The 14,335-nt window shown below is 63.4% G+C and carries 15 protein-coding genes; 10 read left to right on the top strand and 5 right to left on the bottom strand.

Features of this window, described 5'->3' with window-relative positions:
- Positions 1-5 precede the first annotated feature (5 nt).
- Positions 6-1,199, bottom strand: coding sequence for a Tm-1-like ATP-binding domain-containing protein (locus tag EN861_RS23660; protein ID WP_135865849.1), 1,194 nt, complete (start codon positions 1,197-1,199; stop codon positions 6-8).
- 100 nt (positions 1,200-1,299) lie between these two features.
- Here EN861_RS23660 and EN861_RS23655 point away from each other — a divergent pair, with 100 nt between their 5' ends.
- The 7 genes from EN861_RS23655 (at position 1,300) to EN861_RS23625 (ending at position 8,007) form a co-directional block, all read left to right on the top strand.
- Positions 1,300-1,983: a TetR/AcrR family transcriptional regulator gene (locus tag EN861_RS23655; protein WP_135865847.1), complete on the top strand. Its 684-nt coding sequence runs from the start codon at positions 1,300-1,302 to the stop codon at positions 1,981-1,983.
- Between the two features lie 359 nt (positions 1,984-2,342).
- Positions 2,343-3,659: an ABC transporter substrate-binding protein gene (locus EN861_RS23650; protein WP_127279271.1), complete on the top strand. Its 1,317-nt coding sequence runs from the start codon at positions 2,343-2,345 to the stop codon at positions 3,657-3,659.
- A 69-nt stretch (positions 3,660-3,728) separates the two neighbouring features.
- Positions 3,729-4,634 (top strand): sugar ABC transporter permease, encoded by a 906-nt coding sequence (locus EN861_RS23645; RefSeq protein WP_015315632.1) that lies wholly within the window; start codon positions 3,729-3,731, stop codon positions 4,632-4,634.
- 1 nt (position 4,635) lies between these two features.
- On the top strand, positions 4,636-5,595 hold the full coding sequence (locus EN861_RS23640) for a carbohydrate ABC transporter permease (RefSeq protein ID WP_127279270.1): 960 nt from the start codon (positions 4,636-4,638) through the stop codon (positions 5,593-5,595).
- A complete protein-coding gene (locus EN861_RS23635) occupies positions 5,592-5,822 on the top strand; it encodes a hypothetical protein (RefSeq protein ID WP_127279269.1) in 231 nt (76 codons plus the stop codon). Before EN861_RS23640 ends, EN861_RS23635 begins: the two co-directional genes overlap by 4 nt.
- A complete protein-coding gene (locus EN861_RS23630; RefSeq protein WP_135865845.1) occupies positions 5,819-6,922 on the top strand; it encodes an ABC transporter ATP-binding protein in 1,104 nt (367 codons plus the stop codon). The genes EN861_RS23635 and EN861_RS23630 overlap by 4 nt, the downstream gene beginning before the upstream one ends.
- Positions 6,922-8,007 carry an ABC transporter ATP-binding protein gene (locus EN861_RS23625; RefSeq protein ID WP_127872317.1) on the top strand — a complete coding sequence of 362 codons (1,086 nt, stop codon included), beginning with the start codon at positions 6,922-6,924 and terminating at the stop codon, positions 8,005-8,007. Before EN861_RS23630 ends, EN861_RS23625 begins: the two co-directional genes overlap by 1 nt.
- 7 nt (positions 8,008-8,014) lie before the next feature.
- Here the strand turns inward: EN861_RS23625 and EN861_RS23620 are convergent, their stop codons facing one another.
- Positions 8,015-8,446, bottom strand: coding sequence for a DUF4437 domain-containing protein (locus EN861_RS23620; protein WP_135865843.1), 432 nt, complete (start codon positions 8,444-8,446; stop codon positions 8,015-8,017).
- 117 nt (positions 8,447-8,563) lie between these two features.
- Positions 8,564-9,535 carry an AraC family transcriptional regulator gene (locus EN861_RS23615; protein ID WP_127279575.1) on the bottom strand — a complete coding sequence of 324 codons (972 nt, stop codon included), beginning with the start codon at positions 9,533-9,535 and terminating at the stop codon, positions 8,564-8,566.
- A 182-nt stretch (positions 9,536-9,717) separates the two neighbouring features.
- Between EN861_RS23615 and EN861_RS23610 the strand changes: the two genes are divergently transcribed.
- A complete protein-coding gene (locus EN861_RS23610) occupies positions 9,718-10,932 on the top strand; it encodes an MFS transporter (RefSeq protein ID WP_135865840.1) in 1,215 nt (404 codons plus the stop codon).
- A 40-nt stretch (positions 10,933-10,972) separates the two neighbouring features.
- On the opposite strand, the gene EN861_RS23605 is transcribed toward EN861_RS23610, so the two are convergent.
- The gene (locus tag EN861_RS23605) at positions 10,973-11,551 is read right to left on the bottom strand and encodes a TetR/AcrR family transcriptional regulator (RefSeq protein ID WP_245512089.1); all 579 of its coding nucleotides are present in this window, start codon (positions 11,549-11,551) and stop codon (positions 10,973-10,975) included.
- 97 nt (positions 11,552-11,648) lie between these two features.
- Here EN861_RS23605 and EN861_RS23600 point away from each other — a divergent pair, with 97 nt between their 5' ends.
- Positions 11,649-12,557 carry an SDR family oxidoreductase gene (locus EN861_RS23600; RefSeq protein ID WP_135865836.1) on the top strand — a complete coding sequence of 303 codons (909 nt, stop codon included), beginning with the start codon at positions 11,649-11,651 and terminating at the stop codon, positions 12,555-12,557.
- 12 nt (positions 12,558-12,569) lie between these two features.
- Here the strand turns inward: EN861_RS23600 and EN861_RS23595 are convergent, their stop codons facing one another.
- The gene (locus tag EN861_RS23595; protein ID WP_127279578.1) at positions 12,570-12,917 is read right to left on the bottom strand and encodes a GFA family protein; all 348 of its coding nucleotides are present in this window, start codon (positions 12,915-12,917) and stop codon (positions 12,570-12,572) included.
- 115 nt (positions 12,918-13,032) lie between these two features.
- Between EN861_RS23595 and EN861_RS23590 the strand changes: the two genes are divergently transcribed.
- Positions 13,033-14,322, top strand: coding sequence for an amidase (locus EN861_RS23590; protein ID WP_135865892.1), 1,290 nt, complete (start codon positions 13,033-13,035; stop codon positions 14,320-14,322).
- The last annotated feature ends 13 nt before the right edge of the window (positions 14,323-14,335 follow it).

Genomic DNA, 14,335 nt, shown 5'->3' with positions numbered 1-14,335 from the left:
TCTCACTATCTGGCAATGTCGAGGAAGGCGGCGGTTGCCGCTTGGGCGAATTCGGGGTCGTTGATGTGCAGCGGCAGGCGGGTGACGCGGCGCGTCGCATCTGGCCTGATGGTGCGCTCGATGGCGTCGAACAGGACGGCGTCGGCTTCCGGATCGAAGAAGGCGCCGCCTTCGATGTCGAGCGCGGAGACGCCTTTTTCCGGGATCAGGAAATGCACCGGACCTTCGCACTGGGCGAGCCTGGTGCCGATCCATTCGCCGATCGCGCGGCATTCCTGCGCGGTCGTGCGCATCAGCGTGACGTTGGGGTTATGCTCGTAGAACAGCCGGTCGCGATGCTGTTCCGGGATGGTCGAAGGCGCCCAGAAGTTGATCATGTCGAGTGCGCCGACCGAGCCGACATAGGGCAGGCCGGTGCGGGCGATGGCACCGAAACGATCCTGCGTCGCCGGCAGAACGCCGCCGAACAGCAGGTCGCAAACCTCCGTCGTGGTGATGTCGATGACACCTGACAGCAGGCTGCTGTCGGCCAATTTCTCCATGCTGCGGCCTCCGGTGCCGGTGGCATGGAAGACCATGCAGTCGTAGACGTCGCGCAATCGATCGGCGATTGCGGTCACGCAAGGCGTGGTGACGCCGAACATGGTGAGGCCGATCGACGCCTTGCCGTCCGCTGCCGGCGCTGGATTGCCTGCCATGCCCGCTATCGCCTGGGCGGCGTTGTGCAGCACGACACGCGACAGCCGGTTGAGGCCGGCCATGTCGGTCACCGATGGCATCATGACGATGTCGGAGACGTCGACATAGGGAGCGGTGTCGCCGGAGGCCAGCGTCGAGACCATGATCTTAGGCAGGCCGAGCGGCAGCGCGCGCATGCCCGCGGTGACGATCGAGGTGCCGCCGCCGCCGCCGATGCCGATCACGCCGGCAATGTCATTTCGCGACTGGATGAAACGGGTGAAGGCGACGCCCATGGCGGCGACCGCCGCGCCACGGTCATTGCCGCCGAGCACGGCCGTGCTGCCGCCGGGATGATGCGCCGCGACATCGGTGGCACCGATGTCGACAGATATTGTTGCCTCGCGCGTTCCGACATCGACACGGCAGACTACTGCGCCGGTGGCAGCGATGGCATCGGCCAGGAAGCCGAGTTCCTCGCCTTTCGTGTCGGTCGTGCCCACCACATAGACGCGCTTCATCAAGGGTCCCCAATCCTGGCGGCTGCGATGCGTGTGTCTCATCGCCAGGGTCGCGCTGGGCTGCCATTGCAATTTTTTGAGACGCGCGTATCGTATTGGTATGGATGTCTCACGTCAACAACCGGCAACGAACGACGATACCGGTGAGAGAGCCGAGCGCGGACCCCGCGCGCGTACGAAACGGCTGATGCTGGAGACGGCGACAAGGCTGATGCAGGCGGGTGTCACCCCCTCGGTCAGCGAAGTGGCGGAGGCGGCGCAAGTGTCCCGCGCCACCGCCTATCGCTATTTTCCGAGCCAGTCAGCGTTGGTGCAGGCGGTCGTCGACGAGGGGCTCGGGCCGATCCTCACCTGGAAATCCACCGCCGCCGATGCCGAGCGCCGCGTGGCCGAACTGTTCGACACGGCCATGCCGCGCATCGAGGCCTTCGAGGCCACATTCAAGGCAGCGTTGAAGTTGTCGCTTGATCAATGGGCGCGGCGCCAGGCGGGCACGCTGGGCGGCGAGCCGGCCTTCACGCGCGGCCATCGGGTCGAATTGCTGAAGGAGGCGCTGGCGCCACTCGAGGGCCGCTTGCCGCCGCGCGACTTCAACCGGCTGGCGCAGGCGCTGTCGCTGATCTTCGGTGTGGAGGTGCTGATCGTGCTCAAGGATATATGGGGGCTGGACAGCCGCCGGACGATGTCGGTCGCGCAATGGGCGGCGCGCGCGCTGGTGCGCGCGGCGATCGCGGAGTCGGCCGTCGATACGGCCCGGATCATGCAGGCAACGACACAGAAATAGCGCTTATCTGGTTCTACCAGATTTGGGTGTCAACTAGCGATAATAGTTCCAATGCAAAAGTCCGTACAAGGCCAAAGCGTATCAATGAGTAGGAAAATATAGAGAAAACAGGTGGATAAGTCTGGAATTCGCCGACTTTGTCCGACATCACTGCTCAAGAAAGGGCTTGACGGGCATTCACAATTGGTAATACCAGATTTGGAAAGAAAAGCGGATCGAAAGTGAGGGCTGCGATCCATTTCCGGACAGGGCGAGGAGGCTCCGAATTCGGAAAGCGCGACCACGGGAGGAACTACCAGGGCCGGCTCCGTCGCCGGCTCGCAAGACAGGGTAGAATGCGCACAAGGGAGGAAATCATTATGCGCAAGTTAGTGACCAGCATGCTTGCTGGTATCGGCTTAACGCTTGCCTGCGGAACGTCCGTCTACGCGCAGGAAAAGTCGCTCACCATCTTCTGGGCGGAGTGGGATCCGGCCAATTACCTGCAGGAACTCGGCAACGAGTACGAGAAGGAAACCGGCGTCAAGATCACGGTGGAAACCACGCCCTGGTCCGACTTCCAGACCAAGGCCTTCACCGAGTTCAACGCCCATGGCGACGCCTATGACCTGGTCGTCGGCGACTCTCAGTGGCTCGGGGCCGGCTCCACCGGCGGCCACTATGTCGACCTGACCGACTTCTTCAAGAAGCATGATCTCGGCAACGTCATGGCACCGGCGACGGTGAAATATTATGCCGAGTATCCCGGCAACAGCGGCAAATACTGGGCGATCCCGCTCGAGGGCGACGCCGTCGGCTGGTCCTATCGCAAGGACTGGTTCGAGGATCCCAAGGAAAAGGAAGCCTTCAAGGCCAAGTATGGCTACGACCTCGACGTGCCGAAGGATTTCAAGGCGCTGCGTGACATCGCGGAGTTCTTCCACCGGCCGGACCAGAAGAGATACGGCATCGCCATCTACACCGACAATTCCTATGACGCGATGGCGATGGGCTTCGAGAACGCGCTGTTCTCCTATGGCGGTGAATTGGGCGATTACACGACCTACAAGGTCGACGGCCATATCAACTCCGACAAGGCGGTTGCCGCGCTCGATGCCTACAAAGAACTCTACAAGTTCACACCTCCGGGCTGGGCTAAATCGTTCTTCGTCGAGGACAACCAGGCAATCACGGAAAACCTGGCCGCGATGAGCATGAACTTCTTCGCGTTCTTCCCCTCGCTGATCAACGAGGCCTCGAACCCGAATGCCAAGAACACCGGCTTCTTCGCTAACCCTCCCGGTCCAAATGGCGACCAGTTCGCCGCACTGGGCGGGCAAGGCATCTCCGTCATCTCGTATTCGAAGAAGCAGGACGAGGCGATGAAGTTCCTCGAATGGTTCATCAAGGACGAGACCCAGAAGAAGTGGGCGGCCCTCGGCGGCTACACCTGTAGCCAGGCAGTGCTCAAGTCGCCTGAGTTCCAGAACGCCACGCCCTACAACAAGGCCTTCTACGAGACCATGTTCAAGGTGAAGGACTTCTGGGCGGTGCCGGAATACGCCGAACTGCTGCAGCAGCTCAACCAGCGCATCTACCCCTACATGATCGGCGGCAGTGGCACCGCCAAGGAAACGCTGGACGCATTGGCTGGAGACTGGAACGCGACCTTCAAGAAATACGGCCGCGTGCAATAATCCTTCATGTCCCGCGGAGGGGGCGGTGTCGCCTCCTCCGTTTCTTTTTCTTGAACCGGGAGCAGGGTCTTGGCGACCACGATGATCACCACCCTCGACAGATCCTCGCGCGCCGCGGCGCGCGGCCTGAGCGATATCTCCATCCGCAATCTCTTCATCATTCCGACGGTTCTGTTCCTGATCGTCTTCAACATTTTTCCGCTGATTTACTCGCTCGGCTATTCCTTCACCGATTTTCGCGCGTCGACCAATGCGCCGGCGAATTTCGTCGGGCTGCAGAACTATCGCGACCTGCTCAACGACCCCTACGTCTGGTCGAACTTCGCCATCACGGCGAAATACGTGATTGTCTCGGTCGTCGGACAGTTGCTTGTCGGCTTCGGCGTGGCGATGCTGCTCAACCGGGATATCCCGCTCAAGGGTCTTATCACCACGCTGCTGCTGCTGCCGATGATGCTGTCGATGGCGGTCGTCGGGCTGTTCTGGAAACTGCTTTACGACCCATCATGGGGTGTCATCAACTATGCGCTCGGGCTCGGCAATTTCGAGTGGCTGGCCGATCCCAAGATGGCGCTCTACGCCGTTGCGTTGACCGACATCTGGATGTGGTCGCCCTTCGTCATGCTGCTGTCGCTGGCCGGCCTGTCAGCGGTGCCGAAGCATCTCTATGAGGCCGCCGCGATCGACCGCGCCGGGCCGTTCTACACCTTCTTCCGCATCACCCTGCCGCTGGTCGCGCCGATCCTGATGATCGCGGTCATTTTCCGCACCATGGAAGCGTTCAAGACCTTCGACCTCGCCTACATCCTGACCAGCCAGCCGACGGCCGAGCTGATATCGATCCGGCTCTACAAGATGGCGTTCCAGGAATGGCAGACCGGGCGCTCCTGCGCGATGGCCTACATCGTGCTGATCATGGTGCTGGCGATCACCAACATCTACGTCAAATATCTCAACAAGGTGAAGGAGCGCTGAGATGGCGGCCGTCCGCACTTCTTCCGAAATCACCTTCAACCGCGTCGCCATCGTCGCCGTGCTGCTGGTGACCATCATCTTCCTGGCGCCGATCTATTGGATCGCCTCGACGGCGTTCAAGCCGCGCAATCTTGCCACCACCATTCCGCCGACCGTCGTCTTCCAGCCGGAGATATCGCCCTTCGTGAAGCTGTTCACCAAGCGCTCCCAATTGCGCAGTCCGCCTTCGCCGGAAGAGTACGCGGCCGCCCCATGGTGGGAGCGCGTCGTGTTCGACGGCGGTGAAAAGATCGTGCGCGACGGCAAGGGCCAGGTGCAGTGGTCGGGCTATCCGAGCCGCTTCCTGAACTCGCTGATCATCGCCATCACTTCGACGGTGCTGGCTGTCGGCATGGGCACGTTCACCGCCTACGGCTTCTCTCGCTTCAAGGTGAAAGGAGAGGCGGACCTGCTCTTCTTCATCCTGTCGACACGCATGCTGCCACCGGTGGTGGTGGCGATCCCGATGTTCCTGATGTACCGCGCGGTCGGCCTCAACGATTCCCATATCGGCCTGATCATCCTCTACACTGCCTTCAACCTGTCCTTCTCGGTGTGGCTGATGAAGGGTTTCATGGACGAAATCCCGAAGGAGTATGAGGAGGCGGCACTCGTCGACGGCTACACACGCATGGAAGCCTTCTTCAAGATCGTGCTGCCGGAGGCCGCCACCGGCATCGCCGCCACAGCCGTGTTCTGCTTCATCACCGCGTGGAACGAATATGCCTTCGCGCTGATCATGACCAACCGCCGCGCCCAGACGGCGCCGCCGTTCATTCCCAGCCAGGTCGGCTCCGGCCTGCCGGACTGGACGGTGATTGCCGCCGGAACCTTCCTGTTCCTGCTGCCGGTCGCCATCTTCACCTTCCTGCTTCGCAATCATCTGCTGCGCGGCATGTCCTTCGGAGCGATCCGCAAATGAGCTTTCGCGCCATCAATCAGAAATATCTGGAGCCCGGTAGCCAAGTGCTGATGGTGCTCGGCATCGTCGCACTCTGCCAGCCGTGGAACATGCTGCTGCACAGCTACGGCCTGACCATCATCCTGATCGGGCTGATCGGTTTCAACATCACCTCGAAGATAGCGCCAGAGGAAGAGGCCGGCACCGGCCATGGCGCGGATACGCGAAATCCGGGAGCACAGCATTGACCCAGATAGAGCTTCGCGGCGTCCAGAAATTCTTCGGTGCCGTCCAGGTCATCAAGGACCTCAACCTCAAGATCGCGGACAATGAGTTCATCGTGCTGCTTGGGCAGTCCGGCTGCGGCAAAACGACGACGTTGCGCGCCATCGCCGGACTGGAAACCATCGGCGAGGGCGACATCCTCATCGACGGCAAGCCGGTCCAGCATTTGAAGGCGGCCGACCGCGATATCGCCATGGTCTTCCAGTCGTTTTCACTCTACCCTCATATGAGCGTCTACGAGAACATCGCCTTTCCGCTCCGCGCCACGCGCAAGAGCAAAACAGAGATCGACCAGGAAGTACGCTCGGTCGCCAAGACGCTGCAAATTTCAGACCTGTTGGCCAAAAAACCGTCGGCGCTTTCAGGCGGCGACATGCAGCGGGTGGCGATCGGCCGGGCGCTGGTGCGGCGGCCGAAGGCGATGCTGATGGATGAGCCGATCGGCGCGCTCGACGCCAAGCTGCGCGAAGAGATGCGGGCCGAGATCAAGCGGCTGCACATCAAGCAGGGCTCGACCACCATCTACGTCACGCACGACCAGATCGAGGCGATGAGCCTCGCCGACCGCATCGTCATCATGCACGAGGGCGTGTTGCAGCAGGTGGGAACGCCCGACGAGGTCTATTCGCAGCCGGCCAATCTGTTCGTGGCCCAGTTCGTCGGCAGCCCGGTGATGAATGTCGCCGACGCGGCCGTGACCGAGAAAGCCTCGGCCGCATCGGTGACCCTAGGCGACGCGGCCGCCGGCTTCGAGTTTCCGCGCACGCTGCTGTCGAAGCTCAACGGTCATGCCGGCGACGCGTTGGCGCTCGGCATCCGGCCCGAAGGGGTGCTCATTCGCCGCGATGCGGCCGACGGCTTCATGGCGGTCGAGACGCAGATCGTCGAACCGCTCGGCTCCTTCGACATCGTCGACCTCAAGGTCGGCTCCAATATGCTGCGTGCCCGCACCAAGAGCGGCTTCATTTCAGGCCCCGGCGAAAAGGTCTTTGCCAGGATCGATCCGACGCAGGCGCATTTCTTCGACAAGGCAAGCGGCAAGTCGCTTGAGGTGAGGCTCTGATGGCCCATATCCAGCTCAAGAATATCTCCAAGACGTTCGGTAACCACACGGCCTTGACCGGCCTCGACCTCGACATCGCCGATGGCGAATTCTTCGTCCTGCTCGGCGAAACGGGCGCCGGCAAGACGACCACGCTGCGGCTGATCGCCGGGCTGGAGAAGCCGAGCGCGGGGCAGGTCTTCATCGATGGGGTCGACGTTGCCGACTGGGGCGCGGCCGAGCGCGACGTGGCGCTGGTGCTGCAGCAATATTCGCTCTACCCGCGCTACACGGTGCGCGAAAACCTCGAATTTCCGCTGAAGCCGAAGATCCGCAGGTTGCCTGACGCCGAGATCAAGGACCGCGTCGACCGCGCCGCCCGCACGCTACGGATCGAGCACCTGCTCGACCGCAAGACCGACCGGCTGTCCGGCGGCGAGATGCAGCGCGTCTCCATCGGCCGCGCCATCGTGCGCAAGCCGCGCGTGTTCCTGATGGACGAGCCGCTGTCGGCGCTCGACGCCAAATTGCGCGAGGCGCTGCGCACCGAGTTGAAGAACCTGCAGATACAGCTCGGCGCCACTTTCCTGTTCGTTACCCACGACCAGATCGAGGCGATGTCGATGGGTGACAAAGTCGGCGTGCTCAACCATGGCCGCATCATCCAGACCGGCACGCCTCACGAGATCTACAACAACCCGCGCGACACCTACGTGGCGAGCTTCGTCGGCTCGCCGCCGATGAACCTCATCGACGGCAGGCTGGTGAACGGCCGCGCGGTGATGGCGCCATTGAATTTTGAACTGCCGTTTGCAGGGGGAGCCAAGGCGAGTGGGGCGACCGAGGGTCGCCCGCTCGTCTTCGGCATCCGTCCGGAGGATGTGTATCTGGAAAGCGGCGCCCCGGTCGAGGCGCGTGTCCACGACGTCGAGAACCATGGCGTGGAAAAGATCCTGACGCTGCGGGTCGGCGATACAACCCTGCGCGCCACGGTGCCGGCCAGGACCGATGTCGCGATCGAGCAACCGGTGCGCTTTGCCTGGAACCCCGACAAGGTGGTGCTGTTCGACAAGGGCAGTGGAGTCAGCTTGCGGCACGCGTCATAAGGCGCGGCTATTTCGGCAGGTAGGTCTCGTAGGGCGTGTCGTTGATCAACAGGATCACGCATTCCGTCTGCGAGAGGCAGGCGTCGTCATGCATCTCATCGGCCTTCTGGGTCCAGTAGGATCCAGGTGGCAGTTCGACCTTGCTCGCCTCGCCGCCTTGCATCTGCCAGTGCGCCCATAGACCCTGGATGACCACGGCGCGATAGTCGGCGGTGTGCGCGTGCACGGGGGCGCGCCAGTTGCCCGGGACTTTCAGCAAGGTTCCGGCGGGCCCCTTGGCCCTTTCGCCCCACAGTGGTCCCAGGCGCTGCGGCTGGTCAGTCGCCTCGGCGACGTAAGGGATCTTGCCTGCCGGCAGATAGCTGTCCTCGAGAGCAAAGGCGCGTCCTGGAATGACCGGCAGGACACCAAGCGCGAGCAGTACGAAATGATTGGCCATGGGATTTCCTCCACGGGCCAGCCTATCCGCCGGAAGCCGGCCGGCAATGACGCCGCGTCCAAAAGACCTGGCAATTCCTCCAGCCGGGAGGGATTGGCGTGATTTGGCTGCCTGACGTCAGGACGGCTCTTCGCCGGCACCAATGTGGCGCAGATGGCTCGGCGCCACGCCCATCACCCGCTTGAAGGCGCGGCTGAAGGATGCTTCCGAATCATAGCCCAGTCTCGCCGCCGCCACCGACACCCTCATGCCATCCCGGGCCAACCATTGCCTGGCCTGGTGCATGCGCACGCGCAGCACATATTTGGCCGGCGTCTCTCCGACCACCGTGGCGAAGCGCTGGGCAAAGGCGGAGCGCGAGGCTCCCATCATCCGCGCCAGCGCCTCGACGCTCCAGTCGCGATCCGGCTGCAGGTGGATGGTCGCCAGCACCTTGCCGATGTCGGGATTGCGGACGGCCGCGATCCAGCCGGTGGCATCGCCACAGCCGTTCTCGACCCAGGAGCGGATGATCGTGGCGGCGAGCACATCGGCAAGGCGGGCAAGGATTCCGCCGGAGCCGACCCGGTCCATCGTCACTTCGCCGGCCATCGCGTCGAGCAGATGCTGAATGCCCGGTGCGTTCGCCATCAGCTTATGCGCCTGCATCAGGTTGGGCATCATGTCGAGCAGCGGGTGCGAGCCGTCGAGATTGAAATGCATGCTGCCGCAAAACAGCAAGGTCTTGGGGCCGCCACACTCGTTGGAGACGTCGTAGATGTTTTCGCACACCGGTTCGATCGTGTAGCGGCCGATCGGCACCGGGGGCACGCCGGGCGCGCTGGCCAGGACATGCGCGTCGCCGCGCGGGATCAAAAGCGCGTCGCCCACGGATAGTTCGATCCACTCCTTGGCCGGTGAGAACAGCCAGCAGCCCTGCTGGCCGATGAAATGAAACCGAGCCGCCTTCTGTGCGGGAAAGGAAACGGCCCAGGGCTCGCCCAACACGCAGCGGCCGTAGTCGACGCCGTCGAGCCGTAATCCACGCAGCATGTCGGTCAGCGGATCACCGGAAGTCGGCTGCGCCATTTTGGACGAATTGTAATTCATTCCGGCGTTTCTAGCATGGAAACTCCAACTCGTCACTCCCATGTTGCGGTGCAGCCAAATGCTGCGCTGCAAACAAATCGAAGACCGGCCGCATAGCCAAGCCACGACGGCAAGCATGTAACGGGTGATGCCAGAGCCCGGTTGTTTTCTATGTGGCGCCGCAAACAGATCGGAGACTGACCATGGCCGAACCCGCGACAGGCGCCATTGACGCCGCACTTCTCGACCCCGCCGAATCCGATGAACGAACCGAACCGGCGTGGGGTGCCGTGGTCTCGCTCGCCCTGGGCGTTTTCGGTCTGGTCACCGCCGAATTCCTGCCCGCCAGTCTGCTGACGCCGATGGCGCGCGATCTCGGCGTAAGCGAAGGCGTTGCCGGGCAAGCGGTGACGGCGACCGCGATCGTGGGCGCCATCGCCGCTCCCACCATGGCCATCATCACAAGGCGCATGGACCGCAGGCTGGTGATGTGGATGCTGACGGCGTTCCTTATCCTGTCCAACCTTCTCGCCACCTTTGCCTCGTCGCTGCCCATGCTCCTGCTGGCCCGCGTCGTGCTCGGCGTGGCCCTTGGCGGCTTCTGGGCCATGTCGGCCGCCATGGCGTTGCGGCTGGTGCCGATGCGGCTGATGCCGCGGGCGATGTCGATCATCCTGACCGGCGTGTCGCTTGCCACCGTCACCGCGGCTCCGGTCGGCGCCTATGTCGGCGACATCTGGGGATGGCGCACGGCATTCATGATCGCGACCATCGTCGGGGCGCTGGCACTGCTGGTGCAACTGGCGACCATTCCGAAACTGCCGCCGGTGGGCGTCGCGAGCTTCCGCACCTTGCTCGAAGTGCTGGAGCGGCCGTCGATCAGGGTTGCCCTGCTGGTCGTGCTGCTGGTCGCGTCCGGGCACTTTGCCGGTTTCACCTATGTCCGTCCCTTCCTCGAGAAGGTGCCGGTGCTCAACATCGAGACGATCTCGCTGGTGCTGCTGGCCTACGGCATAGGCGGTTTCTTCGGCAACATCGCCGGCGGCATCCTCGCCGAACGCAACCTCAAGGCCGCCATCGCGCTGGCGCCTCTGCTGATTGCATTGGCGGCCGCCTCGATGCTGATCCTTGGCGCGTCGCCCACGATCGCCGCCACTGCCGTCGCGGCCTGGGGCTTTGCCTTCGGCGCGGTGCCGGTCGGGCTGCAGAGCTGGCTGGTACGGGCAGCACCCGACCAGGCCGAGAGCGCCGGCGGTCTGATGGTTGCAACCTTCCAGGTGGCGATTGCGCTGGGCGCCGTCTTTGGCGGCCTGCTGGTCGACCATGCCGGCGTCGCCAGTGCCTTTGCCTATTGCGGCGTCGCCACGCTGCTGGCTGCCATCGTGGTGTTCCTGCGCGGCCCGAGGCAGGCCGAATAGTCTCTCCCAACAGCTACCATTGGCAACGGCCCGAGAACCACTACGGTTTTCGGGCCGTTGCCGTTGTGATGGCGGCGACGAAGCGGTTGAGACTGTCCTCGACATAGACGGCCACTTCGATGGTCGGATCAAAGCTCCACCATAGCAACGAACCTTGCCAGTGCGACGCCATCAGCAGGCCGACGTCTGGTGGCGGGTCGTCGATTTCAGCGAAGCAGGCCGCAAGAGCAGCGCACAGGAATGCCTTCCAGGTAGCGCCGCGCGCCCTGAGCACAGGATCGCGCAGATCCTCGCGCAAGACGAGCAGGCCCTCGGCATAGGACTCGATGCCGCCATAGCCCTGCGACAGCGCCACCAGCAATTCGATGGCACCGGCCGGGGTTCTAGCAACGCCGGTGGCCAGCGTTCTGGTCTTGTCGTCGAGATCATCCCAGGCATGCAGCAAGGTGCGCTGCTTCAACCGCGCCTTGTTCTTGAAGCGCTGCACCAGGGTTGCGCCGGACAGGCCGCAGGCTTTTGCCAGACGCTCGAAGGTAAGCGCCTCCGGCCCGGGCTCGTGGATCAATCGCAAGGCTGCTTCCAGCACCTGTTCGTCGGACCGGGTTTTGGGACGGGTCATCTTGACATTCCAATATAACCGAATGATCATTTATATATGTTGCGAGCGGCGTTTGCCAGCTCGGATTTGATCGATGGTGCTGTTTTGGGAGAGTTCAATGACGTTGCAAGGGAAAGTTGCCCTGGTTGCCGGCGGCACACGGGGCGCCGGGCGCGGCATAGCGGTCGAACTCGGCGCCGCCGGCGCCACCGTCTATGTCACGGGGCGGAGCACGCGCGGCCAGCAATCCGAGTATGCCCGGCCAGAGACCATCGAGGAGACGGCTGAATTGGTCACCGTGAACGGCGGCACGGGCATCGCCGTGAAGGTCGATCATCTCATCGCCGATGAAGTACGCAGGTTGGTCGAGCGCATCCGTGACGAGCAGGGTCGCCTCGACATACTGGTCAACGATATCTGGGGCGGCGAAAAGCTGTTCGAATGGGACAAGCCGGTCTGGGAGCACAATCTGGAGAACGGCCTGCGCATGCTGCGCCTGGCCATCGACACGCATCTGATCACCGCGCACCATGCCTTGCCGTTGATGATCGAGCGGCCGGGCGGGCTGCTTGTCGAGATCACCGACGGCACCGCCGAATACAATGCCCGGCATTATCGCCTGTCGCCTTTCTACGACCTTGCCAAGGTGGCGGTGAACCGCATGGCCTGGGCTCACGCCAAGGACCTTGCAAAACACGGCGCCACGTCGGTCTCGCTGACGCCGGGCTGGATGCGTTCGGAAATGATGCTGGAGATCTATGGCGTCGCCGAAGAAAACTGGCGCGACGCCACGGCGAAAGTGCCCCATTTCGTCATCTCCGAAACGCCGCGCTTCGTCGGCCGCGCCGTCGCCGCTTTGGCCACGGATCCGGATCGCTCGCGCTGGAACGGCCAGTCGCTGTCCAGCGGCGGGCTGGCGCAGGTCTATGGTTTCACCGATTTGGACGGCTCGCGACCCGATGCCTGGCGCTATGTTCCGGAGGTTCAGGATGCCGGCAAACCAGCCGATGCAACAGGCTACCGGTAGAGCAGAACTGCTTCAGGCCGAGCGCCCATCGAAGTCGAAGATCGACAAGGTGGACGGGTCGAGACCGGTCAAGCAGTTGATGTTGACGTAGGCGCTGCGTTCGCCGCTTTCGCTGATGTCTTCGGCAAAGGGATGGATGCCGCAGGTTCGGCAGAAGCGGTGTGCTATTTTCGCTTCGCCGAATGTGTAGCGGCCAAGGTCATCGCCCCAGGCGACGAGTGTGAGCTTGTCATGTGGCACGGCCCACAGCAGCGCACCCTTGCGGGCGCAGATCGAGCAATTGCAGCGAACGACGCCCTCGAGCTCGCCCTCGATTTCGAACGCAACCTTGCCGCAATGGCAGCTGCCCTTGTACAGCATCAGTATCTTCCTGTCGCTGGCCGGTGCAAAGGCACGCTGGCCGGGTTATTCCTTCGGCAGGCCTGGCGGCTGCTTGCCCGAAGGACGTTCTATCCTGGCGGAGTCCGACATCGACATGCAATCAATCCGCGACCGTCTCGAAAACATCCTGTCACGTCTTGCCAGTCGTGCAGCCGACGAGAAGGTCTACACGAAGCTTTATGCCGAAGCCGCACGGGCCGCGGCTGACGCCAGCGATGCCCGCAAACGAGCCGGCGTGACTCTTGGGCCGCTCGACGGCACCATTGTCTCGATCAAGGATCTGTTCGATGTCGCCGGCGAAGCGACCACGGCGGGCTCGCTGATGCGCAAGACCGCCGCGCCGGCTCAGCGCGATGCGGCCATCGTCGGCCGGCTTCGGCAAGCCGGTGCGGTCATCATCGGCAAGACCAACATGACCGAATTCGCCTTCACCGCGATCGGCGACAACATGCATTACGGAACGCCCGGCAATCCCGTCGACCCAGGGCGCATTCCAGGCGGTTCGTCCTCGGGCGCCGGCGTGTCTGTCGGCGAGGGGACGAGCGACATCTCGATCGGGTCCGACACCGGTGGTTCGATCCGCATCCCGGCGGCGCTCAATGGTGTCGTCGGCTTCAAGCCGACAGCACGGCGCGTGCCGCTGACCGGCGCCTTTCCGCTTTCGGGCACGTTGGACTCTATCGGGCCGCTCGCCCGAACCGTCTCGCAATGCGCAGCCGCCGACGCGGTGATGGCCGGCGAGGCGCCGAACGAATTGGCCGCCATTCCACTCGCCGGGCTTCGCATTGGCATTCCGCGCGGCGTTCTTTTCGGCGACATAGAAGGCGGGGTTGCCGCGGCCTTCGAGCATTGTCTTGGCAGGATCGAACAGGCCGGCGCGCACATTGCGGATCTGTCGATCGACGACATGATCGCGGAGTTTCGTGCGGCCACCAAGCGCGGTTCGATCGCCGCCATGGAAGGCGCCGAGGTGCATGCCGACTGGCTGGCGGCAGGCGCGCCGGCGCCGGTCGACCCGCATGTGAGTGGACCCTTGTCGCGGGCGGCGCTGCTGCCGGCGCCCGTCTATATCAGGGCGCTGCGCCGGCGCGCCGCACTGGTCGCTGCCATGGACGAGCGGCTGGCGTCGGTCGATCTCCTGGCTCTGCCGGCCACACCGGTGACCGCCCCGACCATCGCCTCCATGGCCGAGGACGCCGAGCTGCGCGACCGCACCGAAGGACTGCTGCTGCGCAACACGCAGGTCGCCAACCAGTTCGACCTCTGCGCGATCTCGCTGCCAATGCCGGGCACGGCGCTGCCGGCTGGCCTGATGCTGGTCGCGCGCAACGGCCACGACCATCGTCTGCTGCGGATAGCGGCTGAAGTGGAGAGGCTGCTGTGACGAGCAGCGTGCC

The sequence above is a fragment of the Mesorhizobium sp. M8A.F.Ca.ET.218.01.1.1 genome, assembly GCF_004791165.1.
Taxonomy (GTDB): domain Bacteria; phylum Pseudomonadota; class Alphaproteobacteria; order Rhizobiales; family Rhizobiaceae; genus Mesorhizobium.
The sequence above is the reverse complement of the archived record's forward strand: the minus strand, read 5'-3'. Positions and strand labels throughout refer to the sequence as shown.